Below are 25,418 nucleotides of genomic sequence, written 5' to 3'. Positions count from 1 at the left end.
GCATCACGCCTTCCTCTCTTTTTCGTTTTGATGGCCGATCAACGCTCAATCAGCGGGGCTGAGCGGTAGCTCCACATGCCGTAGGTGCGCAGGGCGTCGCGGTAGATGCCGAGCAGCTCGCTCTCGCTCGGGGTGGCCAGCTCCTCGAGGGGCTTGTCAGGGTAGCTGACGCTCGCCACCTTGATGTTGGCTGGGCCAATCTGGTCGCAGGCGATTTCCAGCACCGTCTGACCGCGGCGCACATGGCTGGCGGAGCTTACCAGCACCGCATAGTCAATCTGGTGGCGGGCGAGGGCATAGGCGCTGTAGAGGGCGTTGTCCACCGTGCTGGTGGCGTAGTTCTCTTCAATCAGGCGGCTGCGGTCGATGCCGTGGTTGGCCAGCCAGTCAGCCATCAGCTTGCCCTCGGTCTGGCGGTTCTGGGGCACGCCGCCGGTCAGGATGATCAGCGCTTCCGGGTCGGCCTTGGCCAGCTCAAGGGTGGTTTGCAGGCGGCCCAGCAGGATCTTGTCCATGCTGCCGTCGGGATTGAGGGCGTAGCCCAGGGTGACGATGGCGCGTTTGCCCTCCCTGCTGGCCTTGACCTGATCCTCGGTCAGTTCGGTCTGCAGCGGGGCGGCGGTGATCCGCTGCACCCGGGCGATGATCTCCTCCAGATCGGCGGCGCGGCCACTGTTGCGATCCGCCACTTTCGCCAGATAGCTGCGGGAGGCATCCTTGTTACCCTTCACCAACTGCCAGATGGCGAGATAGCTGTTGATGTCGAGATCATCGGGGGCGACGGCCTGCGCCTGCTCCAGCAAGGTGATGGCGCGGCTCAGGTTGCCGTTGTAGATCTGGGCGTTGGCAGCCGAGATGAGCAGGTCGGTGCGGTAGGGTTCCAGCTGGTAGGCGGCCAGCAGCCGCTCGGTCACCAGCTCCATATTGCTCGGCATCTTGGCGGTAAAACCGGCGTGGGAGATCTTGGCAGGCGACTTGTAGATTTGCAGCGCTTCGCCGAGCAACATGTCCACCGCCTGGCGTTTGCTGACCAGGGTATTGAGGTCGTGCTCCATTTGCATCGAGCTCTCGGCCGCTTGCAGGGCGAGGGGCGAGAGCGCCAGCAGGCCGCCGAGGGTGAGGGCAAGAAGGGTCTGTTTCATCAAAAGGTCCTCTGTCGGGCTGAATCGCGCCGTGGCGCAGCGATTTGCGGGCCGATGGGATAAGGCAAATGTGCGTCAATTCAGTCTGTTAGTGCCAAAGAGAGGCAATATACCAGTTAACGGCGTGGCAAACTGTGAGTCGGGGCGGGTCGTCGGGCGATGCCACACCTGTGGCCGCAAAAATGGCCGCAATGGGTCAGCAGCCATCTGAAAGGGGCAGGGGGGGCGTGACTCCCCCTGCTGGGAGGGGCGCGGGCCCCTCCCTCTATCGCGATGTAAGACTGATGGCGTCTCAATCTATCTACTGATGAGTATTCGCGGTCAGTTCCACATCTGGGAGACGCGGGCTTCCAGCGTCTCTTGCTGCTCTTCGGGCATATCGCTGAAGAAGTTGAGTTGGGTCTGCTCCTCCACCTCGCGTACCGAGACCCGGTAGTCGGCGATCTGGCTGATGGGCACCTCTTCCTGCGGCATGATAAAGGCGATGGCCTGCAGTCTGGTTGGGTCCATCACGATCTTGTAGTAGGCGCTCGGGATCGCCACACCCTGACCGATGGACTCTTCAGAGCCGGTAAAGATGGGGCCGGTGATCACCTGCACATCCTTGCGGGAGACCGCCCACTTGTTCACCTTGTCCTCCAGCACGCGCCACGCCTTCTGGTTGAGCACCCCGATCTGCGGTGTCATGTTGCTCAGCAGGAAGCTCTCTTTCATGGTGTTCTTGTTCGATTTCATGTCCCCCGCCGGGGCCTGATGGCCACGGTCGTAGCCCGAGCCCTTGTAGTCGGAGAGGGTGGCGCGATAGGCAACCGGGATCTCCCTGTCCTCGGCGAAGGCATCCTTGCGGGGCACTGTGCCCTGTGCGCTCTGGGCGGTCATCCGGTAGGAGACCCAGTCCGCCACCTTGTAGTCGTAGTTGTAGCCGACCGCATACCCTTCACGGCAGAGCTTCTGATCCGATTCAGAGGGCAGACCAAAGCGCACGTGGTCGCCACACGTCCAGTGGGCTGCCAGCAAGGGGGTGGCAGTGAGGGTGAGGGTAACAGCTAGAACCAATTTATTGATTTTTATCATTTTTATGATGCTCCAGTTTAGTAGGCGGAGCCATTTGACATGAGATCTGACCAGCGCTTCAATTGCTGTTTTTTTACACGTCACCGTTCTGTGACGGCTCGCCAAGATCCGTGATGTGAGTAGTTAATATGTTTTAAATCAGTGGCTTGGTCGGTGGGATGATGTGCGGTTGCTCGGCAGGCAACGAAAAGGGGCCCGTGATGGGCCCCTTGTGATGAGCTGTCTGACTGCTATCAGGCGGCGTTTGCCTTGTTGCCCAGCGTGCGGGCCAGCAGTGCTTCCGGATTGTGAATCGCCTCCTTGGTCTTCACATCGATGACTTCGATATCAGTGAAGCGCTCGCGGTTCTTGATAGCCACGTCGTGGGCGAAGATGACGCAGCGGGCGTTGGCGACATCCTTGGCGGTAATGCGGTTGATGATGCCGTTGGCGCCCTGGGTCTCGACCTTGATCTTGATCCCCTGCTTGGCGGCGGCCTTCTGCAGGCTCTTGGCGGCCAGGAAGGTGTGGGCAACGCCAGACGGGCAAGCAGTGATGGCCAGTACGTCTGCTTCCCCTTCCGCTTCAATGACTTCGAAGCTGGTTTGGGGGGCGGTCACGTCATCTTCTTCGCTCACCGGCTTTTTCAGCAGGTTGACGATGATGGCAGTGGTCAGGGCGCCGAGGATGGTACCCAGGATGTAGCCCATCTTGCCTTCAACAACCGGCAGGACAATCCAGCCACCCCAGGGGGCGTGGTTGATACTGTGCATCATGAAGCCGGTGATGTTGCCGACGATGCCGCCTGCGACGATGGCCGGGATAACTCGCATGGGGTCAGCAGCGGCGAACGGGATAGCACCTTCACTGATACCGATCATGCCCATGATGGCGGCCGCTTTACCGGATTCACGCTCCTCTTTCTTGTAACGCTTCGGAGACATGAAGGTCGCCAGTGCCATACCCAGCGGCGGTACACAGATGGCGATACCGACGCCGCCCATCAGCCAGGGCTGGGTGTTGACCTGAGTCTGGGCAAACAGGGTTGCAACCTTGTTGACCGGGCCGCCCATATCGAAGGCGGTCATACCACCCAGAATGGCACCCAGCATCACTTTACCTGAGCCCGCCATGCTGGAGAGCCAGTGGTTCATCCCTTCCATCATGGCGGCGATCGGGGCACCGATCCCCCACATCACGATGCCACACACCAGGAAGGTACCGATCAACGGATAGATGAAGATGGAACCAAGGGAGGTCATGGAGTCAGGCAGCTTGATCCGTTTGAGCTGATTGACCACGAAACCTGCGATAAAGCCCACCAGAATGGCGCCGAGAAAACCGGTCTGATAGTGCTGTACGGCAATCCAGGAGCCGATCATGCCCGGGGCCAGGCCCGGTTTGTCAGCCAGCGAGTAGGCGATGTAGCCGCCCAATACGGCAGTAAACAGGGTCAGGCCGGCGATACCCATGGTCGCCATATCCTTGAGGAAGCCCGCTTCCGGCACGGCGCCCTTGCCGCTCATCATGACCGACAGGGAGAGCAGCACACCGCCCGCCACGATAAAGGGGATCATGTGGGAGGTACCAAACAGCAGGTGCTGCTTCATGGTGTTGAGGCGATCCTTGAAGGTGCGATCGGTGGGTTCAACCGGAGCAGTGGCAGCCGGTTTGGCGGTTGGCGCCGTTTTTTCTGCTTTCGGGCCTTGCTTGAGCAGGGTCAGGGCTTGCTCGACGGTAGTGGCCGCCTTCATCTGCTCGATAAAGCCCGGCTCCAGCAGACGGGTAGATAGTTCGGCCAGCACTTCGATGTGGTGGTTGGCGCCGCCATCCGGGGAGGCGATCATGAAGATCAGCTGGGTCGGCTTGCCATCTTCGGCGCCGTACTCGATACCCTGACGGCTGACACCGATGGCAATGGCCGGACGGCTGACCGCCTTGCTCTTGGCGTGGGGCAGGGCGACACCCTGCTCGAAGCCGGTGCAGTCCAGCTGTTCGCGGGCCCAGATATCCTTGACGAATTGCTGTTGATCAGACACGGCGCCATCGCGCGCCAGCATCTGTGCCATCTCGTCGAACAGAGCCTCCTTGCTGGTGGCCTTCAACTCCAGGCAGATGAGTCTGCCGTTGGTCATGGTGGGTAACATATTACACTCCTGGCTCCGTTGCCGAGCCGCATGATGGGGGGAACAATTGACCTGGATATTGTTCTCCCGTTGGCGCGGTGCCGAAATCGGACAAATGTGCCGTTTACTGGATTTTTGTGCTGGCAAGAATGAGCTGTGATTCTCATCTCGTTTTGGCGTGATGATTGAATTCGATGTGAATATTAATTTAATTATTTGGTATCAATCACTTACTTTTGTTTCGTTCGTGCGAAATCTTATCTTAGTGTCCAGGTCGATGATGGGTTTTCTGTGATGGAATGGATATTTGTGTGATTTGTTATGGGTCAATAGTGTGAGCTGGTTGGCAAATAGCAGGCGCCTCAAGTGATTTTATTGTCATTAATTGGGAGGGAGATAACTCTGTGAGTATGGTCAACCGTGTTGTCAAGAGATGAAAGGGGATGGATGGGGATAAAAAACAAGGGCCATCATTGATGGCCCTTGTGCATATTCGAATGGGGCATAGCCTCAGGATGTGCCCGTTAGCAGCTGTTGCCGGCGCGGGCGACCCGCCCTTCGGCCAGCAGTTGATAACTGCCAGTCGCTGCAGGAATAAAGGCTGATTGCCCTTTATCCAGACGCAGTGACTGTTCGCCTTGCTTGAGGGTCACTGTGTCATCGATGGCAAACAGGATCTCGGCGCTGGCAGTGGTGAGCTGATGCTCGCCAGCCGGGTAGACGCTGAAAGTGAAGTCAGGTACCGGCACGTCGAAGTGCTGTACCGCACCATCACAGCGGGGGGCCAGCAGGATCTGGTCATCCGGCTTGGGCAAGCAGCGGGTGCAATCCAAGAGCTCTGCCACGTCGATGTATTTGGGGGTGAGGCCGGCGCGCAGCACGTTGTCGGAGTTGGCCATGATCTCGAGGCCGGTGCCGCGCACATAGGCGTGCGGGGTACAGGCATCGAGGAACATCGCCTGACCTGGCTCAAGCGTCACCACGTTGAGCAGCAGCGGCGAGAATAGGCCCACATCTCCCGGGTACTGGGCCGCCAGACTGGTGATGAGGGCAAACGTCTCCTCATCCTGATGGGCGGCGGCATAGGTTAGCAGCCCTTCCAGCGCCTCCTCCTTGCGTGCCCCTTCCAGTACCAGCAGCTGGTGGAAGAAGTGCTGCAGGCCGGCTTCATTCTGGCTGGCGGCAAGGGCTGCGGTCAGATCGGCGATGGCCGCCAGATTGACCCGCTCGAACAGTGCCAGAATGGCGGGAATGGCGCGAAAACCGTTCATTGCCTGATAGGGGGTGAGGGCAAAGACCAGCTCCGGCTTGTGGTTCGGGTCCTTGTAGTTGCGATTGGCTGCCTTGGCATCGATGCCGGCAGCCTCTTCCTTGGCAAAGCCCGCTTCGGCCTGAGTCTTGCTCGGGTGCACCTGAATGGAGAGCGCCTGCTCGGCGCAGAGCACCTTGAACAGGAAGGGGAGTGAGCCGAAACGAGCCTGGGTAGCTTCGCCCAACATGGCGACGGGGTTGGCGTCAATCAGGCTGGAAAGCTTCACGGTCTCGCCTGCCAGGGTCACTTCGGAGCAGCCATTGGGGTGAGCACCCATCCACAGTTCAGCTTGTGGTTTGCCTTCGGGATTTTTGATGCCAAACAGCGTGGTCAGGGAATCACGACTGCCCCAGACATAATCCTGGATCGGGTTGCACATTAGAAAAAACGGCGGGTAGCTCATGGATGGCTCCTTGTATCAGAACGATTTTTTGGAAATTTCAGTCTGGCGCGGACTATAGCATGGCAGGGGCAGCGCACCGCAATCGGTTGCTCTCTGCATCTTGATCAGGATCATTCATGAGTATCATCTTTACCCAGCTGTTGGACGGCTTTCTAAGTGAGGGGGGCGGCTTTGAGAAGGTGTTGTTTGCCTCTGACAAAGGGGTGCCTCCCTGCTTCAGTTATCAGGTCAATTTTCCGCGTCTCGAGCTGGTCTTCAGCGGCCACTATCTCAACCAGATCTGGTCCCCGGAAGGGGATGTGCAGTCGGTACAGATGGGGCCACGGGAGGCGATGTACATTCCCCCCAACGGCTGGAACAAGCCGGATTGGGACAATGATTGTTCCGTGCTCAGCCTGTTGTTCGGCAAGCGTCAGATAGGGTTCAGTCTGGTGAGCAAGCACAAGGGAGACACCGGCTTCTTCGATGTGCAGAAGCACAGTATTCAGGCCGGTGCCGGACGGGCGCTCGATCATATACTGCTCTCGCTCAACACCCTTGCGCAGGAGCCGATAAGGGCACCGATGGACAATCACCTGCTGCAGGCGCTGCTCAGTTACTCACGGCAGTTGCTGGTGGAGTCGGAGAACGGTCGTCCTCGTGGCTCCGATCTTTTTCACGGCATCTGCATCTACATTCAGGAAAATTTCCACCGCCCCATCAGTCGCGAATGCATCGCCGCCCGCTTCAATCTCTCCCCAAGCCATCTCTCACGCCTGTTCCGCCAGCAGGGGCACATGCGGCTGGCGGACTACATCAGCTGGGTGCGGCTGGAGCGGGCCAAGTTCATGCTGAAAAAGTATCGCTTCCGTCTCGAAGAGGTCGCCAATCGCTGCGGGTTTACCGACGTGAACTACTTCTGCCGGGTGTTCAAACAGAAGACCGGCTTGACCCCTTCCCAGTATCGTTCCCTGAGTCAGCCGCAGGCGGTGGCCAGCGAGCTGGAGGGATAACTGGGCGGGGTCGGAGAGGCGTGGTGACGGCGCACTGGCGGGTGGCTACCTCTTTGGTCTGACATGCTTTCTTGTCGTTTTATTATGAAAATGAATGGGCTAAGATGGCCGCGCGCAACAAACAAGTTGATAACAAACGGAAGTTAGGAGATGCCGATGGAAAGCAAAGTAGTAATCCCGACCCAGGGTCAGAAAATCACAGTCGATGCCAACGGCAAGCTGCAGGTTCCCAACCATCCGATCATTCCGTTTATTGAAGGGGATGGCATCGGTGTTGACGTAACCCCTGCCATGTTGAATGTGGTGAATGCTGCGGTCGAGAAAGCCTACAAGGGCGAGCGCAAGATCGCCTGGATGGAGATCTATACCGGCGAGAAATCGACTCATGTCTATGGTGAAGGTGCCTGGCTGCCGGCCGAAACCCTGGATTTCATTCGCGAATACTGCGTGGCCATCAAGGGCCCGCTGACTACTCCGGTCGGTGGCGGTATTCGCTCCCTCAACGTAGCCCTGCGTCAGGAGCTGGATCTCTACATCTGCCTGCGTCCGGTTCGTTACTACGACGGCACCCCGAGCCCGGTGAAGCGTCCTGATCTGACCGACATGGTGATCTTCCGCGAAAACGCCGAAGACATCTACGCCGGTATCGAGTGGAAGGCCGACAGCGCCGAAGCAAACAAGGTGATCGCCTTCCTGCAAAACGAGATGGGCGTGAAGAAAATTCGCTTCCCGGAGTCCTGCGGTATCGGCATCAAGCCGATGTCCAAAGCCGGTACCGAGCGTCTGGTGCGTGCCGCCATCGAGTATGCCATCGACAATGATCGCGACTCCGTGACCCTGGTGCACAAGGGCAACATCATGAAGTTCACCGAAGGTGCCTTCAAGGATTGGGGTTATGCTCTGGCTCAGAACGAGTACGGTGCCCAGCTGATTGACGGCGGCCCCTGGTGCTCCTTCAAAAACCCGAAAACCGGCAAGACCATCGTCATCAAGGATGTCATCGCCGACGCCTTCCTGCAGCAGATCCTGCTGCGCCCGGCCGAGTATGACGTCATCGCCTGTATGAACCTCAACGGCGACTACATCTCCGACGCGCTGGCCGCTCAGGTAGGCGGTATCGGTATCGCGCCGGGTGCCAACATTGGTGACGGCGTGGCCCTGTTCGAAGCGACCCACGGTACTGCACCGAAGTATGCCGGTCAGGACAAGGTCAACCCGGGCTCCCTCATCCTCTCCGCCGAGATGATGCTGCGCCACATGGGTTGGGTCGAAGCGGCCGATCTCATCATCAAGGGGATGGAAGCGGCGATCCGAAACAAGACCGTCACCTATGACTTCGAGCGTCTGATGGAAGGGGCCACCCTGCGCTCCTGCTCCCAGTTTGCTCAGGACATGATCGACCAGATGTAATCTGCTGCTTGCCAGAAACGCAAAACCGGCGCCATGTGCGCCGGTTTTTTATCGTGAAATAGTGCAGGGGCTTATTGCGCCTGCTCTACGTGTTGCTGATAGCGTTGCTGCCATTTGCTGGTTTCTGCTTCATCACCCTGGGCCTTCCAGAAGGCGCAGATGGTGTTGGCAAGTTCCGAAGCCATCGCGTGATCTCCGTCACGTCGACTCATCAGATAATCTCCCAGCCAGCTTTGATATTGTTTCATTACCCGATCTCCTTATCTCATGTGCCCTTGAGGGTGCCCACCTTGACGGAAGCCTGTCGGCTGATCCTGGGGGGAACATCATCAGGCATGATGGTGCAAAGTCACGACCCGGGCAGAGAGCCCGATGGGCCATCTGGCGGCGAACGTGACGCGAGATGTCAAAAAATGAGCGCCATTTTAGCACAAACTGACCAACTTGGGGAAATTGTCGCCATGGATTGCGACAGAACTGTCCCATCCCCTTGTTCCCAAAACAGAAAACCCGCCGTGATGGCGGGTTTATTTGCAGATAAATGTGGCAAAACAGCCTAGATCTTGGCGCTGGCCAGGTACTTTGCCATCTCTTCTGCGGGCACCATGCCGCCGCCGGTGGCCCACACCAGATGGGTGGCGCGGGCCATGGTTGCCGCGTCCAGTCCCTGCGCGGTTTGCCATGCCGGATCGGCGGCTACACGCCACGGGCCAGCCATGCCGGCCAGCGCCGAGGGTTCCAGCTTGATCTGCTCATCGCGCGCCAGCAGTCCCAGCAGGTCATACATCTCCTGATCGCTCAGGGTGTAGAAGCCATCGAGCAGCCGCTCCATGGCGCGACCGACGAAGCCGGAGGCGCGCCCCACCGCGAGGCCGTCGGCCGCGGTGAGGTTGTCAATGCCCAGATCCTGCACCGCAATGGCATCGTGCAATCCGGTGTGGACCCCCAGCAACATGCAGGGGGAGTGGGTCGGCTCGGCAAACAGACAGTGGACATGATCACCGAACGCGAGCTTGAGACCAAAGGCCACCCCGCCCGGGCCGCCGCCCACGCCACAGGGCAAATAGACAAACAGCGGGTGGTCGGCATCCACCTTGATGCCCATCTTGTCGAACTGCTTTTTCACCCGCTCGCCCGCCACCGAGTAGCCGAGGAACAGGGTGCGGGAGTTCTCGTCATCGATAAAGAAGCAGTTGGGATCCCGCTCGGCCTCTTTGCGCCCCTGTTCCACCGCAACCCCGTAATCTTCGGCATATTCGACCACGATGGCGCCATGTTCACGTAGTTTGCGTTTCTTCCACTCCCGCGCGTCGGCAGACATGTGGACGGTGACGGTAAAGCCCAGCTTGGCGCTCATGATGCCGATGGACATGCCAAGGTTGCCGGTGGAGCCTACCGCGATGCTGTACTGGCTGAAGAACTGGCGGAACTCGTCCGTGAACAGTTTGCGGTAGTCATCTTCTTCCCGCAGCAGACCAGCCTTGATCGCCAACTGTTCGGCGTGAGTCAGCACCTCGTAGATACCGCCACGGGCCTTGATGGAGCCTGAGATGGGCAGGTGGCTGTCTTTTTTCAGCAGCAGCCTGCCGGTGACCTCAACCCCGTAGCGCTGGTTGAGCGTAGCCTGCATCGCCGGAATGGCTGCGATGTCGGACTCCAGAATACCGTTGCTGGCGCGGGTCTCGGGGAAGGCTTCGCACATGTAGGGGGCGAAGCGGGCCAGCCGAGCGGAAGCGTCTGCCACATTGTGGTTATCGAGCCCCACATAGGGCAGACCGGTAGCCAGAGTGGTGGTGTTGGGGTTGAACCAGGTGACTGGCTCAAGCGCGATCAGGGATTGCACCAGTGGAAATTGCGCTGTGAGCTGTTGTACGTCGATGTTTTTCATAGTGTTCTCGGTCTTGTTACAAGATAAAGGAGAGTAGGAAGGTACCGGCCAGCGCCATCAGGGAGGCGACAAAGGTGGCGGTGGTGTAGTACTTGAGCGTTTCGTTCAGGGTGGCGCCGCAATACTGCTTGACCAGCCAGAACAGAGAGTCAGTCACCATGGTGCAGCCAATGGCACCGGAGCCGATGGCCAGGGTCATGATCTCCGGGCTGATGTTCGGGTAATGCACCATGATGGGGGAGACGATGGCGGTTGCGCCCATCATGGCGACGGTGGCGGAGCCCACGGCGGCGTGCAGCACGATGGCAACCAGCCAGGCGAGCAGAATGGGGTGCATATCCAGCTGGGAGAGGATGGTGGCCAGGCTATCGCCCAGCCCGCTTGCCTTGAGCACCCCGTTGAAGGCGCCACCGGCACCGATGATGAGCAGAATGTTGGCGATGGAGGAGAAGCACTCCTCGGTCTTGTTAAGCAGTCCCTCCATCTTCATTTGCTGGCGGATCCCCAGCACGTAGTAGGCGGTGAAGGCTGCGATAAACATGGCGGTGATGGGGTTGCCGATAAATTCCAGCACGGTATAGAGGTGGCTGGCGTGGTCCATATTGAGCTCGGCGACCGTCTTGGCCAGCATCAGCAGGATGGGCAGCAGCACGGTAAAGAGCGAGGCGCTCAAGGTCGGGAGAGTGGCCTCATCGCGCGCCTTGATGTCGGCAAAGGCATCGGGTACCCCCTTGAACGGGAGCCGGTTGCCCAGCAGTTTGAGGAACAGGGGGCCGCCGATAAGGGAGGCAAAGAGGCCGACCGCCAGACCATAGACGATGACGGAACCCACATCGGCGCCCAGCTGATTGGTGACATAGAGGGCAGCAGGGTGCGGCGGTACGATGCAGTGCACGGCCATCAGGGCGGTGCAGAGCGGAATGGCCAGCTTGAGCAGCGAGGTGTTGGTCTTGCGGGCGATGGAGAAGGCCAGCGGTATCAGCAGCACCACGCCGACTTCGACAAACAGGGTGATGCCACATACCAGACCAACCAGCACCATGATGACATCCGGCGAAAGCCAGCGGCATCTTTGCAGGGCGAGGCCGATGCGCTCCGCCGCGCCCGACACCTCCATCATCTTGCCGAGTATGGTGCCAAGACCGATGACGGCGGCGAGAAAGCCTAGCGTGCCGCCAATGCCCGCTTCCATGGTGCTGACCATCTTGAGGGGCTCCATCCCCATCAGGGTGCCCACATAGAAGCTTGCCAGCAGCAGGGCAAGGAAAGGATGCACCTTGCCCTTCACTATGGTGACCACGATAAGAACGATGCTACTTAGCAAGGTAGCGATGACCCATACCTCTGAACTCATACTGCGCCTCGACATCTGTTGTGTGTGATTGTTTATGCGCTTATTGAATGAAAATGGGGCGGGGCTGACAAATGATGAAATCGACTACTTGGGTGATCTGAGGTGATGCAAAGGCGCTACATTGGTCACAATTTATCGAAATCACACTCTTTGGGTCTTTTGGTTTCATCTTTAAGGGGGCCTGTGGGTGTATCATCGGTGGCCATTGCGAAGAGGGGGATGAATGTATAACGGGGATAATTACATATCGCGCAACAAGCTGCTGAGTGGCTACCAGCTGGCCAAGCTGCACACCTTCGAGGCGGCCGCCCGCCACGGATCCTTTGCCATGGCAGCTGATGAATTGTCGCTGAGTCCCAGTGCCGTGAGTCACCGGATCAGCGCGTTGGAAGAGGAGCTGGGGTTCAAGCTCTTTGAACGTTTTCACCGCAAGGTGGTACTGACGGCGGATGGGCAGCGGGTGTTCTGGGCGCTCAAATCCTCGCTGGAGTTTATCAATCAGGAGATCCTGGAGATCAAGAATCAGGAGCTCTCCGGTACCCTGACCATCTATTCGCGTCCCTCCATCGCCCAGTGCTGGCTGGTGCCCAGGCTGGCGGATTTCTCCCGCCTGCATCCGCAGATCGAGCTCAATATCATCACCGGTAACGAGAACATCAACCTGCATGGTTATGGCATCGATTTGACCCTCTATTTCGATGAGAAGAGCCCGGAGCGGCTTGCCATCCACCCGCTGATGGATGAGTTTATGCTGCCGGTCTGCAGCCCGGAATATGCCGAGCAGCACGGGCTTGTCGGCAATCCCGCCAACTTGTCCTTGTGCCGGCTGCTCCATGATCGGCAGGCATGGGGATTTGACTCGGATACTGATGAATGGAGCTGCTGGGCTCGCCACGCCGGGGTCAGCCTCGAGGCATGCCAGCTGAGCATGGGTTTTGATCGCTCGGATCTCGCCATCATCGCCGCCATGAATCACGCCGGGATCGCCATGGGGCGCAAGAATCTGGTGAGCAAGCGACTGGCACGCAACGAGCTGGTGGCCCCTTTTGCCGGGCTGGAGGTCAAGTGCGAGCAGCGTTATTACATGGCGACCCTGCCCAACCGCGAGTGCCCCAAGATCCAGGCCTTTATCGACTGGGCACAGGGGATGGCGGCCGAGATGGAATGAACCGAGGCCGGTGCGCAAGAGCAACATGAAGATGGTAAAGCGCGAGTGAACGAAGGTTGCGGTTTAACGTAGCGGGAAAATTGGGGGAGAGGGGTTGGCTGATGGTGGTTGGTCGCGAGTTGCCTTGCTGCCAACCGTGGCTGGCAGCAAGGCAACGGTCGGGATCAGGTGGTCTTTTCCAGATGGTTCTGGTAAATCTGCTGCCACTTGTCCAGTTCGTTTTCATCTCCCTGCTGCTGCCAGAACTCGCAGATGGAACTCGCCATCTCGCATGCCATGGCGTGGTCACCGTCACGGCGACTCATCAGGTATTGCCCCAGCCAGCTTTGATACTGTTTCATTGCACGATCTCCTTATCTATTTAACCCTTGATACTGCAGCTGTGGGCCACCCGTCCGGCAGTGTTGCGCCACACTCCACTTTCGCCGCGCGCTGCTTGTTATCGCCTCGCTTGTTGTCAATCAGGACAGAGAGCGTATGAGAAAAAGGCAAAAGTGTTAAAAATTGGCCACCACCTTATCACAAAATGGTGTGATATGCAGGCTTTGGGGCCAATTGAGTTATAAGCGTGGGTTGCTTGTCCCGACATAGCGACAGGGATTGACGGAGAGTATCGGCACGCAACTTGTACCGTAAGCAGGCGTTTGAGCGGTTACTGGGTCACCCGACGTGCCTGCCAGTAGCGGCTGTTCCAGTAGACGTTGTCGAGGCGGGAGCGGATCACTCCCTTACTGGTGGAGGCGTGAATAAACTCGCCGGCACCTGTGTAGACCCCCACATGGTACTGTTGCCAGCCGGTTTTGAAGAAGACCAGATCCCCGTGTTGCAGCCGGTAGCGATCCACCGGTTTGCCAATGCTGGCCTGAGATTCGGTGGTTCTTGGCAGGTTGAAGCCCAGCACCTGACTGTAGGCGAGCTGGGTGAAGGCGGAGCAGTCTAGCCCGGCACGGCTGGCGCCGCCCATGCGGTAGGGAACACCGCGCCATTGTTGGTAGAAGCCATCAAAGGCACTGCTCTGCCGGGGGGCCGGAGGCGGCTCCGGCGTGCTGGAACAGGCGGCCAGCAGCAGAGTCAGCAGGGATAGCAGCAGCTTGCGATACATCGGGCTCTCTCCACGGACAGGTCTACCAAACGAGACATTTATCGAACGCCATATCCTGCCAAATCGTTTTGGCGGTAGGGGGCGCGACAACTTTTCCATCATAAACAAGGATCTGGCTCCAGACCTAGTCTCCGAGAGGAAAAATGTGGTGGGGAACTGAAAAACGCCAACCCGAGGGCTGGCGTTTGTTGTCACTCGTTGTGGCTGATCAGCGGTTTAAGCAGCTCGGCCAGCTTGTAGAAGGTCTGCACCCGGGTGGTGCTGGGGCGCCAGACCAACCCGATTTCGCGATAGGAGGTCTCTCCCGGCAGCGGGATGGCCACCAGATCGGAGTTGGCAAGAATGCCTGCATCGATGGCCATCTGCGGCAGGAAGGTGGTGCCAAGACCCGCTTCCACCATCTGTACCAGGGTGTGCAGGCTGGTGGCGGCGAACGGGTTGATCTTGCTCTTGTCCCGCAGGCGACAGGCGCTCACTGCGTGCTCGGTGAGGCAGTGCTCCCGCTCCAGCAGGAAGATGCTCTGGTTGGGCAGCTCCTTGTAGTCGAACGGGGTATGCAGACCGGCCGCCATGCTGGCGGGCATCACCATGTGGAACGGATCCTGACCGACGGTCTTGCAGTGAAATCCACCTATCTCGATGGGCAGGGCGAGGATCAGCAAGTCGAGCTGACCCTGTTCCAGCTGCTTGAGCAGATTGCTGGTGGTGTCTTCACGCAGCAACAATTCGAGGTCAGGATAGGTTTTGCTGCACTCTTTCAGCAGCTTGCTCAGCAAGAAGGGGGCGATGGTGGGAATGCAGCCCAGACGTACCGTCCCCTGCATCACGCCACCCTGATGTTGCCCGAGCTCCATCAGATCCCGCGCATCGGAGAGCAAATTGCGAGCGCGCTCGACGATTTCCATGCCGACCGGGGTCATAATGAAGCTCTTGTGGTCCCGCTCCACCAGTTGCAGGTTCATCATGTCCTCCAGCGTCTGGATCCCGGTACTCAGGGTCGACTGGCTGACATGACAGGCCTTGGCGGCGCGGTTGAAGTTCTTGTGCTCATCGAGAGCGACCAGATATTGCAGCTGTTTGAGGCTGGGCCAACGTTGCATAGAAAAACCCGATTAATGCTATCTATTTAATTTGATTTAACTAATCTACCACCGGGTCTATAGTTTGTCGCTTGAATTAGATGGACTTGGCTCTAGGTAGCCCAATCCTCACCGGATTGTTCACTTCACATAAAGAGGAATTGAATATGGTATTGGTAGGCCGTCCCGCACCCGATTTTACCGCCGCAGCTGTTCTGGGTAATGGCGAGATCGTTGATTCATTCAACCTGTCATCCCACATCAAAGGCAAAGCTGCCGTTGTCTTCTTTTATCCGCTCGATTTCACCTTCGTCTGCCCGTCCGAGCTGATTGCCTTCGATCACCGTTATGAAGAGTTCCAGAAGCGTGGCGTGGAAGTGATTGGTGTTTCCATCGATTCCCAGTTCTCCCACAATGCATGGCGTAACACCAAAGTGGAAGATGGCGGTATCGGTCAGGTCAAGTACCCGCTGATCGCCGACGTGAAACACGAAATCTGCAAAGCCTATGACGTTGAGCATCCGGAAGCCGGTGTGGCGTTCCGTGGCTCCTTCCTGATCGACAAGAACGGTGTCGTTCGTCACCAGGTTGTCAACGATCTGCCGCTGGGCCGCAACATCGACGAGATGCTGCGCATGGTCGATGCCCTGCAATTCCACGAAGAGCACGGCGAAGTGTGCCCTGCTCAGTGGGAAAAAGGCAAAAAAGGTATGCAAGCCTCTCCGGACGGCGTTGCTAAGTACCTGTCCGAGAATGCTGACTCCCTGTAATCGGGTCGTACTCTCCTTGAAAAACCGGTGCCTTGGCACCGGTTTTTTTTATATCTGCGATTTATCTATCCCCTGACATTGCGGCCACACTCTTCTCGTTCCATCGTTCCATCGTTCCATCGTTCCATCGTTCCATCGTTCCATCGTTCCATCGTTCCATCGTTCCATCGCTATTCCAAGCAGCCGTTCGCTGGCGTACTCGTTGTTTCGAAATGAGGTGCTGATCCGAATGGCTGGGTGGGATATGCCGACAGACAATCGCCATAAAAAAAGCGCGCCACAGGCGCGCTTAGTTCACAAGCGAAGAAGTTATTCCTCAAAGATCCCGAAGTGATCCTTGGCGAAATTGACCCGCTGCTCCACGTTCATCTTCACCTGGCCCAGCTTCTCGATAGTTTTGAGATTGGGCACCAGGCCGCGACCGTTGGCGATCTGGATGGCAAGGCCGGGACGGGCGTTGAGCTCCAGCAGCATGGGGCCGCGGAACTTGTCCAGCACCATGTCGGTCCCGATGTAGCCCAGACCCGACATCTCGTAGCAGGAGGCGGCCAGGGTGAGCAGGGTATCCCAGTGTGGGACCTTGAGCTCATAGAGGTCGAGGCCGGTATCCGGATGGTGGCGCAGCGGATTGCCAAACTGCACCGCCCGCAGGGCACGACCGGTACGCAGGCACAGACCCACCCCCACGGCGCCCTGGTGCAGGTTCGCCTTGCCATCGGAGGCTGCGGTGGAGAGGCGCATCATCGCCATCACCGGGAACCCCTTGAAGATGATCACCCGGGCATCGGGTACCCCTTCAAAAGAGTAGCCGTCGAACACATCATCAAAGTTGATAAGGCCTTCGACCAGTGCCACGTCTGGCTTGCCGCCGAGCGAATAGAGCCCCGCCAGAATATTGGAGACATGGCGCTCCAGATCCTGACCGTTGGAGGCGCTGCCGTTGGGTTTATAGAAGAGGCCATCTTCCTGACGCAGGATCACCAGGATCCCCTTGCCGCCCGAGCCACGAGCTGGCTTGATGCAGAAGCCCGGCCAATCTTTTACCAGCTCGGTGATGCGACCCACATCGTGCTGGGCACGGATGGTACCGATCAGTTCAGGCACGGTGACCCCTGCATCCAGCGCAATTTGCTTGGTCTGCAGCTTGTCATCCACCAGCGGATAGAGGCTGCGCGGATTGTAGCGGCTGATGTAGGAGTGGTTGCGTTTGTTCATGCCGAGGATGCCTGATTGGGACAGGCTCCACGGGGTGGTGTATTTTTCCCAGAACCACATCGGTTACTTGTCCTTACCCGGGGTGACGCCAGATTTCATCTCGTCCACCAGCGGCTTGAAGCGCTTCAGTTCGCTCAGCTTGTAGCCGGTGTAGTTACCCATCAACAGCACGGTCGCCATCAGCACCAGCTGCAGGCCGAGGAAGTTGAAGGTGAGGTGACGGATCAGTTCATTATCCATCAGATAGGCGATGACGGCAACCAGCAGAGAGCCGCCGCCCTGGCGGAACACCTCTTTCGGGCCCTCTTCTTCCCACAGGATGGACATCCGTTCGATGGTCCAGGAGAGGATGATCATCGGGAAGAAGGTGATCTTCATACCGTCGGTCAGCCCCAGCTTGAAGGCGAACGCGGAGAAGATGCCGATCATCGAGATAACCATGATGATGATGGCCGATATTCGGGCGACCAGCAGCAGGTTAAGCCGAGACAGATAGGAGCGAATGATGAGACCGGTGCCGACGATCAGCAGGAAGCCGATGAGACCGGTGACCAGCGAGGTCTGGATAAAGGCGACCGCGATCAGCACCGGCATAAAGGTACCTGAGGTCTTGATCCCCACCAGAACCCGCAGGAACACCACCATCAGCACGCCGATCGGGATCAGCAGCAAGCCCTTGAACAGGGTCTGCTCTTCCAGCGGCAGGCTGTGGATGGAGAAGTTCATCATCTCTGATTTTTCGAACTTCTGCGCGAGAGCAACGCTCACCGGCTGCTCCTGTTCGATCATCGAGAAGCTGACACGGGAGTTGTGACCACCGGTCACGTCCAGCAGGGCGCCGGAGTTGTATTCCCACAGCAGCAGGTTGGCCGGACGACCCTGTTCACCGGTTTGCGGGTTGAACAGCTTGTAGTCGGTCGGGCTGTTGAATACTTGCAGGTAATCCACCAGCTCCTGACGACGGCGGCCATCTTCCAGATTCAGGGCATGCACCACGCGGGTGGGGACGTCAGCATTGTTGAGCAGCTCGGCGATCAGGTTGGCGCGGCTCTTGTGCTTTTTCAGCAGCTCGGCGTTCTGCTCCTGCTTCTCGATCTCCTTGATGATCTCGCGAGTCAGGGTGTAGCCGTCGGCAGAGCGCTCCTGCGCCCGCTCGAGGATCTGCTTCATCGCGGTGGCATAAGGCTCACTCTCGATCTGCTTCTCGATGGCAGGCGGCTGCGGATTGGCGGCCGGTTTGGCGTGGGCATCCGCCATCATGTCGACGCGGTAGTAGAGCTCCTGACGGCCGGAGGCGGTGCGGATGGACCACTCGGCGCGGGCATCGCCATCTTTCTCGACGAAGGAGAGGCCGTAGCCCGGGCTGGCTGCGTTCTCGTTCATCAGGGTGAAACCGGGCTGGGTGCCCGGAATAGCCAGGGAGGCGATCACCGGCTCACCGGTCGCCTCAAACTCCAGCTTGGCTTCGATGGACCAGATCTGGCGCTTTTCACCGGGCGTCAGCGGTACATCCAACGCGATATGGTGATAGATCGTCATCCCCAGGCCGACAATGTACAGCAGGGCTACCAGCAAATAGAACGGCTTACGGGAAACCATGGATTATTTCACATCCTTGAGCTTGGGTTTGGGTTGGATATATTCGCGGGCCACATCAACCACGGCGATGTCTTTCAAAAATTCGCGACCCAGCAGCACAGGGAAGGTCATGTCGCTACGGTCTTTCAGGGTAAATTCGGCTTTCTCGGTCATGTCGCCAATGCGCACGGCCAGACGCACTACCGGACGGCGGTCCAGATCGTCGGCAGAGGCCTGACGCACCCGCACATGGCGTACCAGCGGCGCTTCGATCTGGATCTTGTCGTCCACTTCCTGATGGCTCAGGAAGAAGCGCACCCAGTTTTTGCCGTTGCGCTCGAAAATGGTGATCTCCTGCGCACTGATGGAGGAGGTGGTCGCACCGGTATCGACCCGCGCCTGGAAGGCGTCGTTGGCTGCATCAACCCAGATCCACTCGGCTTCACCGACCATCAGTTTGCCATCGATGGTGTGACCCTGATTGGGGGCCGGGCACTTCTCGGTGGGGATGGCCATCGGCTTGGGCGGCTCGGAGGGGAGGGTGGCGAGCTTGTGGTCTACTTGCTTGACGGACTCTTTCATATTGGTGACATCTGTGTTGAGCTGAACCAGCAGGTGCTGTTGCTGCACATACTGCTTCTGTTGCTGTTCCATGGATGTTTGCAGGCGTTGCTCGCTCTGGCTCAGCTCGCTACGAAGCTCGGCCAGCGTCAGAGCAGGGACCTGAGGCGCTTTTTCCATATTGACACACCCGCCGAGACTAAGCAGGGAGAGCAGGGTCATTCCTTTTAATTTGCTTTTCATGTCATTCATTTAACTGTGCTTCCTGGAATTGGGTCAGTGTAACTTCCTGAATCGCCATCGGCTAGTCTTTGGCCTTGCGGGCAATCAGTACGGCACGTTTCGGCGCCGGGTGTCCTTCTACCGTGAGTGCCGGATTGTCTGGATCCAGATAGTCACTCAGGGATTCATTAATCATCCAGTCGGTACGACGCTGTTCGTCGGTGCTGGTCATATTCTCGTCTACTATCCGCACGTCGGTGAAGCCGCAGCGCTCGACCCACAGCTTGAGGGCGCGGCTTGAGGGAATAAACCAGACGTTGCGCATCTTGCCGTAGCGGTCGGTGGGCATCAGCACGTCGTTGACCCCGCCGTCAATCACTAGCGTCTCCAGCACCAGCTCGCCATCATCTTTCAATTGATTGCGCAACTGCTCGATGTGCTCGATGGGGGATTTGCGGTGATAGAGCACCCCCATGGAGAAGACGGTGTCAAAAGCACGCAGCTCAGGTAGCTCTTGAATACCGAGCGGCAACAGGTGGGCGCGCTGATCATTGCCCGCGAAGTGGCGAATGGCCTCGAACTGGCAGAGGAACAGCGGGCTAGGGTCGATGCCGACCGCCAGCTTGGCCCCTTCACCTACCATGCGCCAGAGGTGGTAGCCGCTGCCGCAACCCACATCCAGCACGTAACGCCCTTCGAGCGGGCTGATATGGGGCAGCACCCGATCCCACTTCCAGTCAGAGCGCCACTCGGTGTCGATGTGGATGCCGTGCACGGTGAACGGCCCCTTGCGCCAGGGCATGAAGTGGCGCAGCAGGCTCTCGACCTTCTTGCGCTCACCTTCGCCAAGGCTCTCGGCCGAGCCAATCTCGACCCGGCTTTTCAGCTCGATGTTGCCGGGGGGGACCACCGGCAGCTTGTTGAGGGCGCGGTTCCAGCGCGGCAGGTCGCCATGCTGGTTGTCATGTTGCCAGGCGTGCAACTGGGCGGGCAGGGTATGCAGCCAGTGGCTCAGCCGGTTTTTGGCAATCAGTTGATAGAAATTGGCAAAGTCGATCATGGCTGGGCGTCGCTGGATTTGATGGCAATCATGGAGCCGAAGTTAAAGCACTGGAACCAGAGATCCTGATGGACGAAACCGGCGTCCCGTAGGCGAGCCTGATGCACCGGCAGGCTGTCGGTGTGCATCACGTTCTCAAGGGCGGTGCGTTTCTGGCTGATCTCCAGCTCGCTGTAGCCATTGGCCCGCTTGAAGTCGAGGTGCAGATCGATGAGCAGCTCGTTGACTGGTTCATCTTCGAAGCGGAACTTTTCGCTCAGGATCAGGATCCCGCCCGGGCGCAGCCCATCGTGAATGCGCTGGATCAGGGCGGCCCGTTTCTCTGGCTCGACAAATTGCAGGGTGAAATTGAGCACCACCACGGAGGCGTTCTCGATCTCGATGTCGCAGATATCCGCCTCCACCAGCTCCACCGGCACCTCGGATTTGAAACCGGAGAGGTGGGCGCGGGCGCGCTCAATCATCGGGTGGGAGAGATCCACCGCGGTGATGCGGCAGCCGGACTGGCTGACATGGCGACGCATCGCCTGGGTCGCGGCGCCCAGTGAGCAGCCGAGATCATAGAGTCGGCTCTCGGGTTGGGCGTAGCGGGCGGCCATCATGCCGATGGCGGAGATGATGTTGCTGTAACCCGGCACCGAGCGCTGGATCATATCGGGAAACACGTCGACGACCTGTTCGTCAAAACAGAAGTCTCCCAATCGGGCGATCGGGGCGGCAAAAATTTGATCTTTGGTATGCATGCTGGCGCAACCTGACAGCCGGGACATCACCCGGCTGTATTGTTCAATTGAGTCGTTGGGTGACACCCATCAGAGTAGATTTATCACCTGTTTACGAACGGGTTGGCTGGTCGTGAAATCCTTTGGACCTGTCCTGTTCGTACGGGCCATGTTCCGGACCCTTACTTGGGGCGGTAGTGTAGAGGATTGATGCCCGTTTGTCTTGACGCCAGGGCTTGCCACGCCACAAAAAAGCACTTTTTTTGCAGCGAAACGATGGCCGCAGAATGGGTTGGCTAAAAGCGCAGCACTCCCTGCCGTGCGCGATCGTTTTCCCCCGGCCAGGGGGCCATCTCCTGCTCCAGCAAGCGGGTGATCTGACGGGCCAGCTCAGGTGCCTGGGCGTTGTCGGCAGTATGTATATAGAGGTAGAGATCTTTCCCCTCCGCGAGCCACTGGCGCCAGTGGGGGAGCCAGCTGGGCAGGAAGGGGTGATTGGCCGCCGGATCCGGAAGGCCGATAAAGCGCACCATGGGGGCGTTGGCGGTGGCCAGCAGATGTACCGGCAGGCGTGGCTTCTTGCCCTGGGCATCGACAAGGGCTGGCGTGGTTGCTGGCACCGAGAAGAGTGGCCGGCTGTCGAGCATCACCCGGTTCACACCCTGTTCCATCAGCAGTCGGTTCAATGCCCGCTCGGCCTCCCCCTTGGCGAAGAAGTCGTGGTGGCGCACTTCGAGGGCGTAGCGAAAAGCCCGCGGCAGCCGATCGATGAAGGCCGCCAGTCTGGCCAGCCCCTGTGGCCCGAAACGGGCGGGCAACTGCAGGGTGAGCAGACCCAGCTTGTCGTGCAGCGGGGCGAGCAGGCGAATAAAGTCGGCGACTTGCTTGTCTGCGCTCACCAGATCGCTCTGGTGGCTGATGGTTTGCGGAAACTTGAAGTTGAAACGAAAGTGATCGGGCACCGCATCGGCCCAGCGCTGTACCGTGTCCGGTGTCGGCAGGGCGTAGAAGGTAGTGTTACCCTCCACCGAGTTGAACACGGTGGCGTAGTGGGCGAGGTGTTCGGCAGGCTTGGCGCCAAGGCCCAGCAACTGGCCGGGCCAGCTGGGGTGGGACCACTGTGGCATGCCCAAATAGAGGCTCATGATGGCTATTCTCTTCGCTCTTGGTGCATTCGTGCCGATTTTTTGCCCGCTTTTTGCCATCGAGTGCAAAAAACTGGCGAAAGGAGGCTGCTGGCCATTTTACCCAAAAGGGGGTTTTCCTCTATAATGCCAGCCCTTTTGTTTTTCAATTTCTTGTGACCCATGCCTATCTACGAATATCGTTGCGACGTCTGTGGCCATGAATTGGCAAAACTGCAAAAGCTTTCCGATGCCCCCCTGACCGACTGTCCGGCCTGTAGCAAGCCGAATCTGGTCAAGCTGATATCGGCGGCAGGCTTCCGGCTCAAGGGAACCGGATGGTACGAGACTGATTTCAAACCGGGTAAGAAAAAGAATCTGGCCAGCTGTGAGACAGACGGTGCTTGCCAGTCGTGCCCGGCGGCCCAAGGTTAACCGTCTCTCTACAATTTCGAAGGAAGAAGTCCATGCGCTCTATCTATTGCGGACAGGTCAATGAGGCCCATGCAGGGCAGACCATTACATTGTGCGGTTGGGTTCATCGTCGTCGTGATCTCGGCGGTCTGATCTTTATCGATATGCGCGACCGGGAAGGGATCGTTCAGGTGTTCTTCGATCCGGACAAGCCGGATGCGTTCGCCCTGGCCTCCGAGCTGCGCGGCGAGTTCTGCATCCAGGTGACCGGCGTGGTGCGCACCCGTCCCGAGTCCCAGCGCAACAGCGACATGGCCACCGGTGCCATCGAAGTGTTCGCCCACGAACTCAACATCATCAACCGTGCCGAGCCGCTGCCGCTGGACTTCAATCAGGTCAACAGCGAAGAGATCAGCCTCAAGTATCGTTACCTGGATCTGCGTCGTCCCGAGATGGCCAAGTACCTGAAGACCCGTGCCAAGGCCAGCGCCTTCGTACGCCGCTTCATGGACGAGCACGGCTTCCTCGATATCGAGACCCCGATGCTGACCAAGGCCACCCCGGAAGGTGCCCGTGACTATCTGGTGCCGAGCCGCGTGCACAAGGGCAAGTTCTACGCTCTGCCGCAATCACCCCAGCTGTTCAAGCAGTTGCTGATGATGTCCGGCTTCGATCGCTACTACCAGATCGTCAAGTGCTTCCGTGACGAAGACCTGCGTGCCGACCGCCAGCCGGAATTCACCCAGATCGACGTGGAGACCTCCTTCATGACCGCGCCGCAGGTGCGTGAAGTGATGGAAGAGATGATCCGCAAACTGTGGCTGCACATCCTGAACGTGGATCTGGGCGACTTCCCGATCATGACCTTCGACGAAGCCATGCGTCGCTACGGCTCCGACAAGCCGGACCTGCGTCTGCCGATGGAGCTGGTTGATGTGGCTGACCTGCTGACTGCTGTCGAGTTCGCCGTGTTCGCGGGCCCCGCCAACGATCCGAAAGGCCGTGTGGCTGCCCTGAAAGTCCCGGGCGGTGCCGAGCTCTCTCGCAAGCAGATCGACGAATACACCAAGTTTGTCGGCATCTACGGTGCCAAGGGCCTGGCCTGGATGAAGGTCAACGAAGCGGCCAATGGTATCGAAGGCGTGCAGTCTCCGGTTGCCAAGTTCCTCTCTGACGCCATCGTGCGCGAGATCCTGGCCCGTACCGGCGCAGCCGACGGCGACATCATCTTCTTTGGCGCTGACAGCAAGAAAGTGGTCTGCGATGCCATGGGCGCCCTGCGTCTGAAAGTGGGTCGCGATCTGGGCCTGCTGGAGAACAGCTGGAAACCGCTGTGGGTTATCGACTTCCCGATGTTCGAGGAAGATGGTGAAGGTGGTCTGGCTGCCATGCACCACCCGTTCACCGCGCCGAGCAACATGAGCCCGGCCGAGCTGAAAGCCAATCCGGTGGGTGCTTACGCCAACGCCTACGACATGGTGATCAACGGCTACGAAGTGGGTGGCGGCTCTGTCCGTATCCACAACAGCGAGATGCAATCCACCGTGTTCGATATCCTGGGTATCACCCCGGCCGAGCAGCGCCTGAAGTTCGGCTTCCTGCTGGATGCCCTGAAGTACGGTACCCCGCCGCACGCCGGTCTGGCCTTCGGTCTGGACCGTCTCAGCATGCTGCTGACCGGCACCGAAAACATTCGGGACGTCATCGCCTTCCCGAAAACGACCGCGGCCGCCTGTCTGATGACAGACGCCCCCAGCCTTGCCAATGCCGCCCAACTGGGTGAGCTGGCGATTGCAACCACCGTCAAGGGCGACGAGTAAGCCGATACCGGCACCGGAGGCCGCCGCCGTGCGGCCTCTGTGTTTCCCTTGGGTTAGTCATGATCAGTGTTACTGACATTTAAAAAATAACGGAGAGTCTCTATGGCAGGTCACAGTAAATGGGCCAACATCAAACACCGCAAGGCCGCTCAGGACGCCAAGCGTGGCAAGATCTTCACCAAACTGATCCGCGAAATCACTACCTCCGCGCGTCTGGGTGATGCCGATCCCGCCAACAACCCGCGTCTGCGTGCTGCGGTGACTGCCGCCCTGACCAACAACATGACCCGCGACACCATCAACCGTGCCATTCAGCGTGGCGCCGGTGGTGGCGATGGCGAACAGCTCGAGACCATCGTATACGAAGGTTACGGCCCGGCTGGCTCTGCCGTGATGGTAGAGTGCCTGACCGACAACCGTAACCGTACCGTAGCCGAAGTGCGCCACGCCTTCAGCAAGTGCGGTGGCAACCTGGGCACCGACGGCTCCGTTGCCTATCTGTTCAGCAAGAAAGGTCTGCTGACTTTCGTGGGCGTAGACGAAGATGCTCTGATGGATGCCGCGCTGGAAGCGGGCGCCGATGACGTGGTCACCGAAGAGGATGGCACCATCGAGGTGTACACCACCCCGAACGACTTCGGTACCGTGCTGGACGGTCTGGAAGCTGCCGGCTTCAAGGCCCAGAGCGCCGAAGTGACCATGATCCCCTCCACTGAAGCGGAGCTGGATGCAGAAACTGCACCCAAGCTGATGCGTCTGATCGACATGCTGGAAGATCTGGACGATGTGCAAGAGGTGTATCACAACGGCTCCATCTCCGATGAAGTCGCTGCGACCCTCTGATCGCTGAATCGTGCTCTCCCGATGGCAGCCTGATGGCTGCCATTTTTTTATCTTTGCATC

Annotated in this window: 23 protein-coding genes; 7 read left to right on the top strand and 16 right to left on the bottom strand. The window is 58.7% G+C overall.

All coding sequences use genetic code 11. The annotated features are described in order from the left end of the window. Positions 1-38: 38 nt before the first annotated feature. From ACTG2J_RS13855 to manA, 4 genes are all read right to left on the bottom strand, one after another. Positions 39-1,142 (bottom strand): YdcF family protein, encoded by a 1,104-nt coding sequence (locus tag ACTG2J_RS13855; protein WP_064341888.1) that lies wholly within the window; start codon positions 1,140-1,142, stop codon positions 39-41. A gap of 321 nt (positions 1,143-1,463) precedes the next feature. Continuing rightward, a complete protein-coding gene (locus ACTG2J_RS13850) occupies positions 1,464-2,216 on the bottom strand; it encodes a DNA/RNA non-specific endonuclease (RefSeq protein ID WP_064341889.1) in 753 nt (250 codons plus the stop codon). A 233-nt stretch (positions 2,217-2,449) separates the two neighbouring features. Next, entirely contained in the window at positions 2,450-4,342 is a 1,893-nt protein-coding gene (locus ACTG2J_RS13845; RefSeq protein ID WP_113739199.1) for a PTS fructose transporter subunit EIIC, read from the bottom strand. A gap of 503 nt (positions 4,343-4,845) precedes the next feature. Beyond that, entirely contained in the window at positions 4,846-6,036 is a 1,191-nt protein-coding gene (gene manA / locus ACTG2J_RS13840; RefSeq protein ID WP_439997606.1) for a mannose-6-phosphate isomerase, class I, read from the bottom strand. Between the two features lie 116 nt (positions 6,037-6,152). Here manA and ACTG2J_RS13835 point away from each other — a divergent pair, with 116 nt between their 5' ends. Further along, a complete protein-coding gene (locus tag ACTG2J_RS13835; RefSeq protein WP_439997605.1) occupies positions 6,153-7,028 on the top strand; it encodes a helix-turn-helix transcriptional regulator in 876 nt (291 codons plus the stop codon). A 156-nt stretch (positions 7,029-7,184) separates the two neighbouring features. Next, positions 7,185-8,438 carry an NADP-dependent isocitrate dehydrogenase gene (icd, locus tag ACTG2J_RS13830; protein WP_005347179.1) on the top strand — a complete coding sequence of 418 codons (1,254 nt, stop codon included), beginning with the start codon at positions 7,185-7,187 and terminating at the stop codon, positions 8,436-8,438. Between the two features lie 71 nt (positions 8,439-8,509). Here the strand turns inward: icd and ACTG2J_RS13825 are convergent, their stop codons facing one another. The 3 genes from ACTG2J_RS13825 to dsdX form a co-directional block, all read right to left on the bottom strand. Next, complete coding sequence (locus ACTG2J_RS13825) at positions 8,510-8,686, bottom strand: hypothetical protein (protein ID WP_005337712.1); 177 nt, start codon at positions 8,684-8,686, stop codon at positions 8,510-8,512. A gap of 308 nt (positions 8,687-8,994) precedes the next feature. After that, positions 8,995-10,326: a D-serine ammonia-lyase gene (locus tag ACTG2J_RS13820; RefSeq protein ID WP_439997604.1), complete on the bottom strand. Its 1,332-nt coding sequence runs from the start codon at positions 10,324-10,326 to the stop codon at positions 8,995-8,997. Between the two features lie 16 nt (positions 10,327-10,342). Then, positions 10,343-11,680, bottom strand: coding sequence for a D-serine transporter DsdX (gene dsdX, locus ACTG2J_RS13815; protein WP_439997603.1), 1,338 nt, complete (start codon positions 11,678-11,680; stop codon positions 10,343-10,345). A 223-nt stretch (positions 11,681-11,903) separates the two neighbouring features. On the opposite strand from dsdX, the gene dsdC reads away from it, so the two are divergent. Beyond that, entirely contained in the window at positions 11,904-12,848 is a 945-nt protein-coding gene (gene dsdC, locus ACTG2J_RS13810) for a DNA-binding transcriptional regulator DsdC (RefSeq protein ID WP_005353168.1), read from the top strand. Between the two features lie 164 nt (positions 12,849-13,012). On the opposite strand, the gene ACTG2J_RS13805 is transcribed toward dsdC, so the two are convergent. The 3 genes from ACTG2J_RS13805 to ACTG2J_RS13795 all read right to left on the bottom strand — a co-directional run bounded on the left by ACTG2J_RS13805 (position 13,013) and on the right by ACTG2J_RS13795 (position 15,050). Further along, on the bottom strand, positions 13,013-13,189 hold the full coding sequence (locus tag ACTG2J_RS13805; protein ID WP_005337704.1) for a hypothetical protein: 177 nt from the start codon (positions 13,187-13,189) through the stop codon (positions 13,013-13,015). A 311-nt stretch (positions 13,190-13,500) separates the two neighbouring features. Further along, entirely contained in the window at positions 13,501-13,950 is a 450-nt protein-coding gene (locus tag ACTG2J_RS13800) for a C40 family peptidase (RefSeq protein WP_005337703.1), read from the bottom strand. A 191-nt stretch (positions 13,951-14,141) separates the two neighbouring features. Beyond that, positions 14,142-15,050, bottom strand: a complete 909-nt coding sequence (locus tag ACTG2J_RS13795) for a hydrogen peroxide-inducible genes activator (RefSeq protein WP_005337702.1) — start codon at positions 15,048-15,050, stop codon at positions 14,142-14,144. Positions 15,051-15,196: 146 nt separating this feature from the next. Here ACTG2J_RS13795 and ACTG2J_RS13790 point away from each other — a divergent pair, with 146 nt between their 5' ends. Continuing rightward, positions 15,197-15,799 (top strand): peroxiredoxin C, encoded by a 603-nt coding sequence (locus ACTG2J_RS13790; protein WP_005337701.1) that lies wholly within the window; start codon positions 15,197-15,199, stop codon positions 15,797-15,799. 309 nt (positions 15,800-16,108) lie between these two features. On the opposite strand, the gene ACTG2J_RS13785 is transcribed toward ACTG2J_RS13790, so the two are convergent. From ACTG2J_RS13785 to ACTG2J_RS13760, 6 genes are all read right to left on the bottom strand, one after another. Continuing rightward, positions 16,109-17,074, bottom strand: a complete 966-nt coding sequence (locus tag ACTG2J_RS13785) for an alpha-L-glutamate ligase-like protein (RefSeq protein WP_005337700.1) — start codon at positions 17,072-17,074, stop codon at positions 16,109-16,111. Positions 17,075-17,077: 3 nt separating this feature from the next. Continuing rightward, a complete protein-coding gene (locus tag ACTG2J_RS13780) occupies positions 17,078-18,613 on the bottom strand; it encodes an inactive transglutaminase family protein (RefSeq protein WP_439997602.1) in 1,536 nt (511 codons plus the stop codon). A gap of 3 nt (positions 18,614-18,616) precedes the next feature. Next, a complete protein-coding gene (locus tag ACTG2J_RS13775) occupies positions 18,617-19,405 on the bottom strand; it encodes an ATP-dependent zinc protease family protein (protein ID WP_005337698.1) in 789 nt (262 codons plus the stop codon). A gap of 52 nt (positions 19,406-19,457) precedes the next feature. Continuing rightward, positions 19,458-20,435 (bottom strand): tRNA 5-methoxyuridine(34)/uridine 5-oxyacetic acid(34) synthase CmoB, encoded by a 978-nt coding sequence (gene cmoB, locus ACTG2J_RS13770; RefSeq protein ID WP_429116083.1) that lies wholly within the window; start codon positions 20,433-20,435, stop codon positions 19,458-19,460. Continuing rightward, a complete protein-coding gene (gene cmoA, locus ACTG2J_RS13765; protein WP_335829049.1) occupies positions 20,432-21,178 on the bottom strand; it encodes a carboxy-S-adenosyl-L-methionine synthase CmoA in 747 nt (248 codons plus the stop codon). The genes cmoB and cmoA overlap by 4 nt, the downstream gene beginning before the upstream one ends. A 275-nt stretch (positions 21,179-21,453) precedes the next feature. After that, positions 21,454-22,302: a DUF72 domain-containing protein gene (locus ACTG2J_RS13760; RefSeq protein WP_113739206.1), complete on the bottom strand. Its 849-nt coding sequence runs from the start codon at positions 22,300-22,302 to the stop codon at positions 21,454-21,456. Positions 22,303-22,464: 162 nt separating this feature from the next. On the opposite strand from ACTG2J_RS13760, the gene ACTG2J_RS13755 reads away from it, so the two are divergent. From ACTG2J_RS13755 to ACTG2J_RS13745, 3 genes are all read left to right on the top strand, one after another. Continuing rightward, positions 22,465-22,716, top strand: coding sequence for an FmdB family zinc ribbon protein (locus ACTG2J_RS13755; RefSeq protein WP_005337686.1), 252 nt, complete (start codon positions 22,465-22,467; stop codon positions 22,714-22,716). A gap of 32 nt (positions 22,717-22,748) precedes the next feature. Then, the gene (gene aspS, locus ACTG2J_RS13750) at positions 22,749-24,515 is read left to right on the top strand and encodes an aspartate--tRNA ligase (protein ID WP_005337684.1); all 1,767 of its coding nucleotides are present in this window, start codon (positions 22,749-22,751) and stop codon (positions 24,513-24,515) included. A gap of 102 nt (positions 24,516-24,617) precedes the next feature. Continuing rightward, complete coding sequence (locus ACTG2J_RS13745; RefSeq protein WP_005337681.1) at positions 24,618-25,358, top strand: YebC/PmpR family DNA-binding transcriptional regulator; 741 nt, start codon at positions 24,618-24,620, stop codon at positions 25,356-25,358. Positions 25,359-25,418: the final 60 nt, after the last annotated feature.

It is taken from the genome of Aeromonas sp. 6P (assembly GCF_051919525.1).
Lineage (GTDB): Bacteria > Pseudomonadota > Gammaproteobacteria > Enterobacterales > Aeromonadaceae > Aeromonas > Aeromonas veronii.
The sequence above is the reverse complement of the archived record's forward strand: the minus strand, read 5'-3'. Positions and strand labels throughout refer to the sequence as shown.

Excerpts from the sequence above, each read along its gene's own strand:
- ACTG2J_RS13745 (WP_005337681.1), top strand. The coding sequence starts at position 24,618 with ATGGCAGGTCACAGTAAATGGGCCAACATCAAACACCGCAAGGCCGCT.
- ACTG2J_RS13855 (WP_064341888.1), bottom strand. The coding sequence starts at position 1,142 with ATGAAACAGACCCTTCTTGCCCTCACCCTCGGCGGCCTGCTGGCGCTC.
- cmoB (WP_429116083.1), bottom strand. The coding sequence starts at position 20,435 with ATGATCGACTTTGCCAATTTCTATCAACTGATTGCCAAAAACCGGCTG.
- ACTG2J_RS13790 (WP_005337701.1), top strand. The coding sequence starts at position 15,197 with ATGGTATTGGTAGGCCGTCCCGCACCCGATTTTACCGCCGCAGCTGTT.
- ACTG2J_RS13795 (WP_005337702.1), bottom strand. The coding sequence starts at position 15,050 with ATGCAACGTTGGCCCAGCCTCAAACAGCTGCAATATCTGGTCGCTCTC.
- manA (WP_439997606.1), bottom strand. The coding sequence starts at position 6,036 with ATGAGCTACCCGCCGTTTTTTCTAATGTGCAACCCGATCCAGGATTAT.
- ACTG2J_RS13820 (WP_439997604.1), bottom strand. The coding sequence starts at position 10,326 with ATGAAAAACATCGACGTACAACAGCTCACAGCGCAATTTCCACTGGTG.
- ACTG2J_RS13845 (WP_113739199.1), bottom strand. The coding sequence starts at position 4,342 with ATGTTACCCACCATGACCAACGGCAGACTCATCTGCCTGGAGTTGAAG.
- dsdC (WP_005353168.1), top strand. The coding sequence starts at position 11,904 with ATGTATAACGGGGATAATTACATATCGCGCAACAAGCTGCTGAGTGGC.
- ACTG2J_RS13835 (WP_439997605.1), top strand. The coding sequence starts at position 6,153 with ATGAGTATCATCTTTACCCAGCTGTTGGACGGCTTTCTAAGTGAGGGG.
- ACTG2J_RS13760 (WP_113739206.1), bottom strand. The coding sequence starts at position 22,302 with ATGAGCCTCTATTTGGGCATGCCACAGTGGTCCCACCCCAGCTGGCCC.
- ACTG2J_RS13805 (WP_005337704.1), bottom strand. The coding sequence starts at position 13,189 with ATGAAACAGTATCAAAGCTGGCTGGGGCAATACCTGATGAGTCGCCGT.
- ACTG2J_RS13780 (WP_439997602.1), bottom strand. The coding sequence starts at position 18,613 with ATGGTTTCCCGTAAGCCGTTCTATTTGCTGGTAGCCCTGCTGTACATT.
- cmoA (WP_335829049.1), bottom strand. The coding sequence starts at position 21,178 with ATGCATACCAAAGATCAAATTTTTGCCGCCCCGATCGCCCGATTGGGA.
- ACTG2J_RS13775 (WP_005337698.1), bottom strand. The coding sequence starts at position 19,405 with ATGAATGACATGAAAAGCAAATTAAAAGGAATGACCCTGCTCTCCCTG.
- ACTG2J_RS13785 (WP_005337700.1), bottom strand. The coding sequence starts at position 17,074 with ATGTGGTTCTGGGAAAAATACACCACCCCGTGGAGCCTGTCCCAATCA.
- ACTG2J_RS13850 (WP_064341889.1), bottom strand. The coding sequence starts at position 2,216 with ATGATAAAAATCAATAAATTGGTTCTAGCTGTTACCCTCACCCTCACT.
- ACTG2J_RS13825 (WP_005337712.1), bottom strand. The coding sequence starts at position 8,686 with ATGAAACAATATCAAAGCTGGCTGGGAGATTATCTGATGAGTCGACGT.
- ACTG2J_RS13755 (WP_005337686.1), top strand. The coding sequence starts at position 22,465 with ATGCCTATCTACGAATATCGTTGCGACGTCTGTGGCCATGAATTGGCA.
- icd (WP_005347179.1), top strand. The coding sequence starts at position 7,185 with ATGGAAAGCAAAGTAGTAATCCCGACCCAGGGTCAGAAAATCACAGTC.
- dsdX (WP_439997603.1), bottom strand. The coding sequence starts at position 11,680 with ATGAGTTCAGAGGTATGGGTCATCGCTACCTTGCTAAGTAGCATCGTT.
- aspS (WP_005337684.1), top strand. The coding sequence starts at position 22,749 with ATGCGCTCTATCTATTGCGGACAGGTCAATGAGGCCCATGCAGGGCAG.
- ACTG2J_RS13800 (WP_005337703.1), bottom strand. The coding sequence starts at position 13,950 with ATGTATCGCAAGCTGCTGCTATCCCTGCTGACTCTGCTGCTGGCCGCC.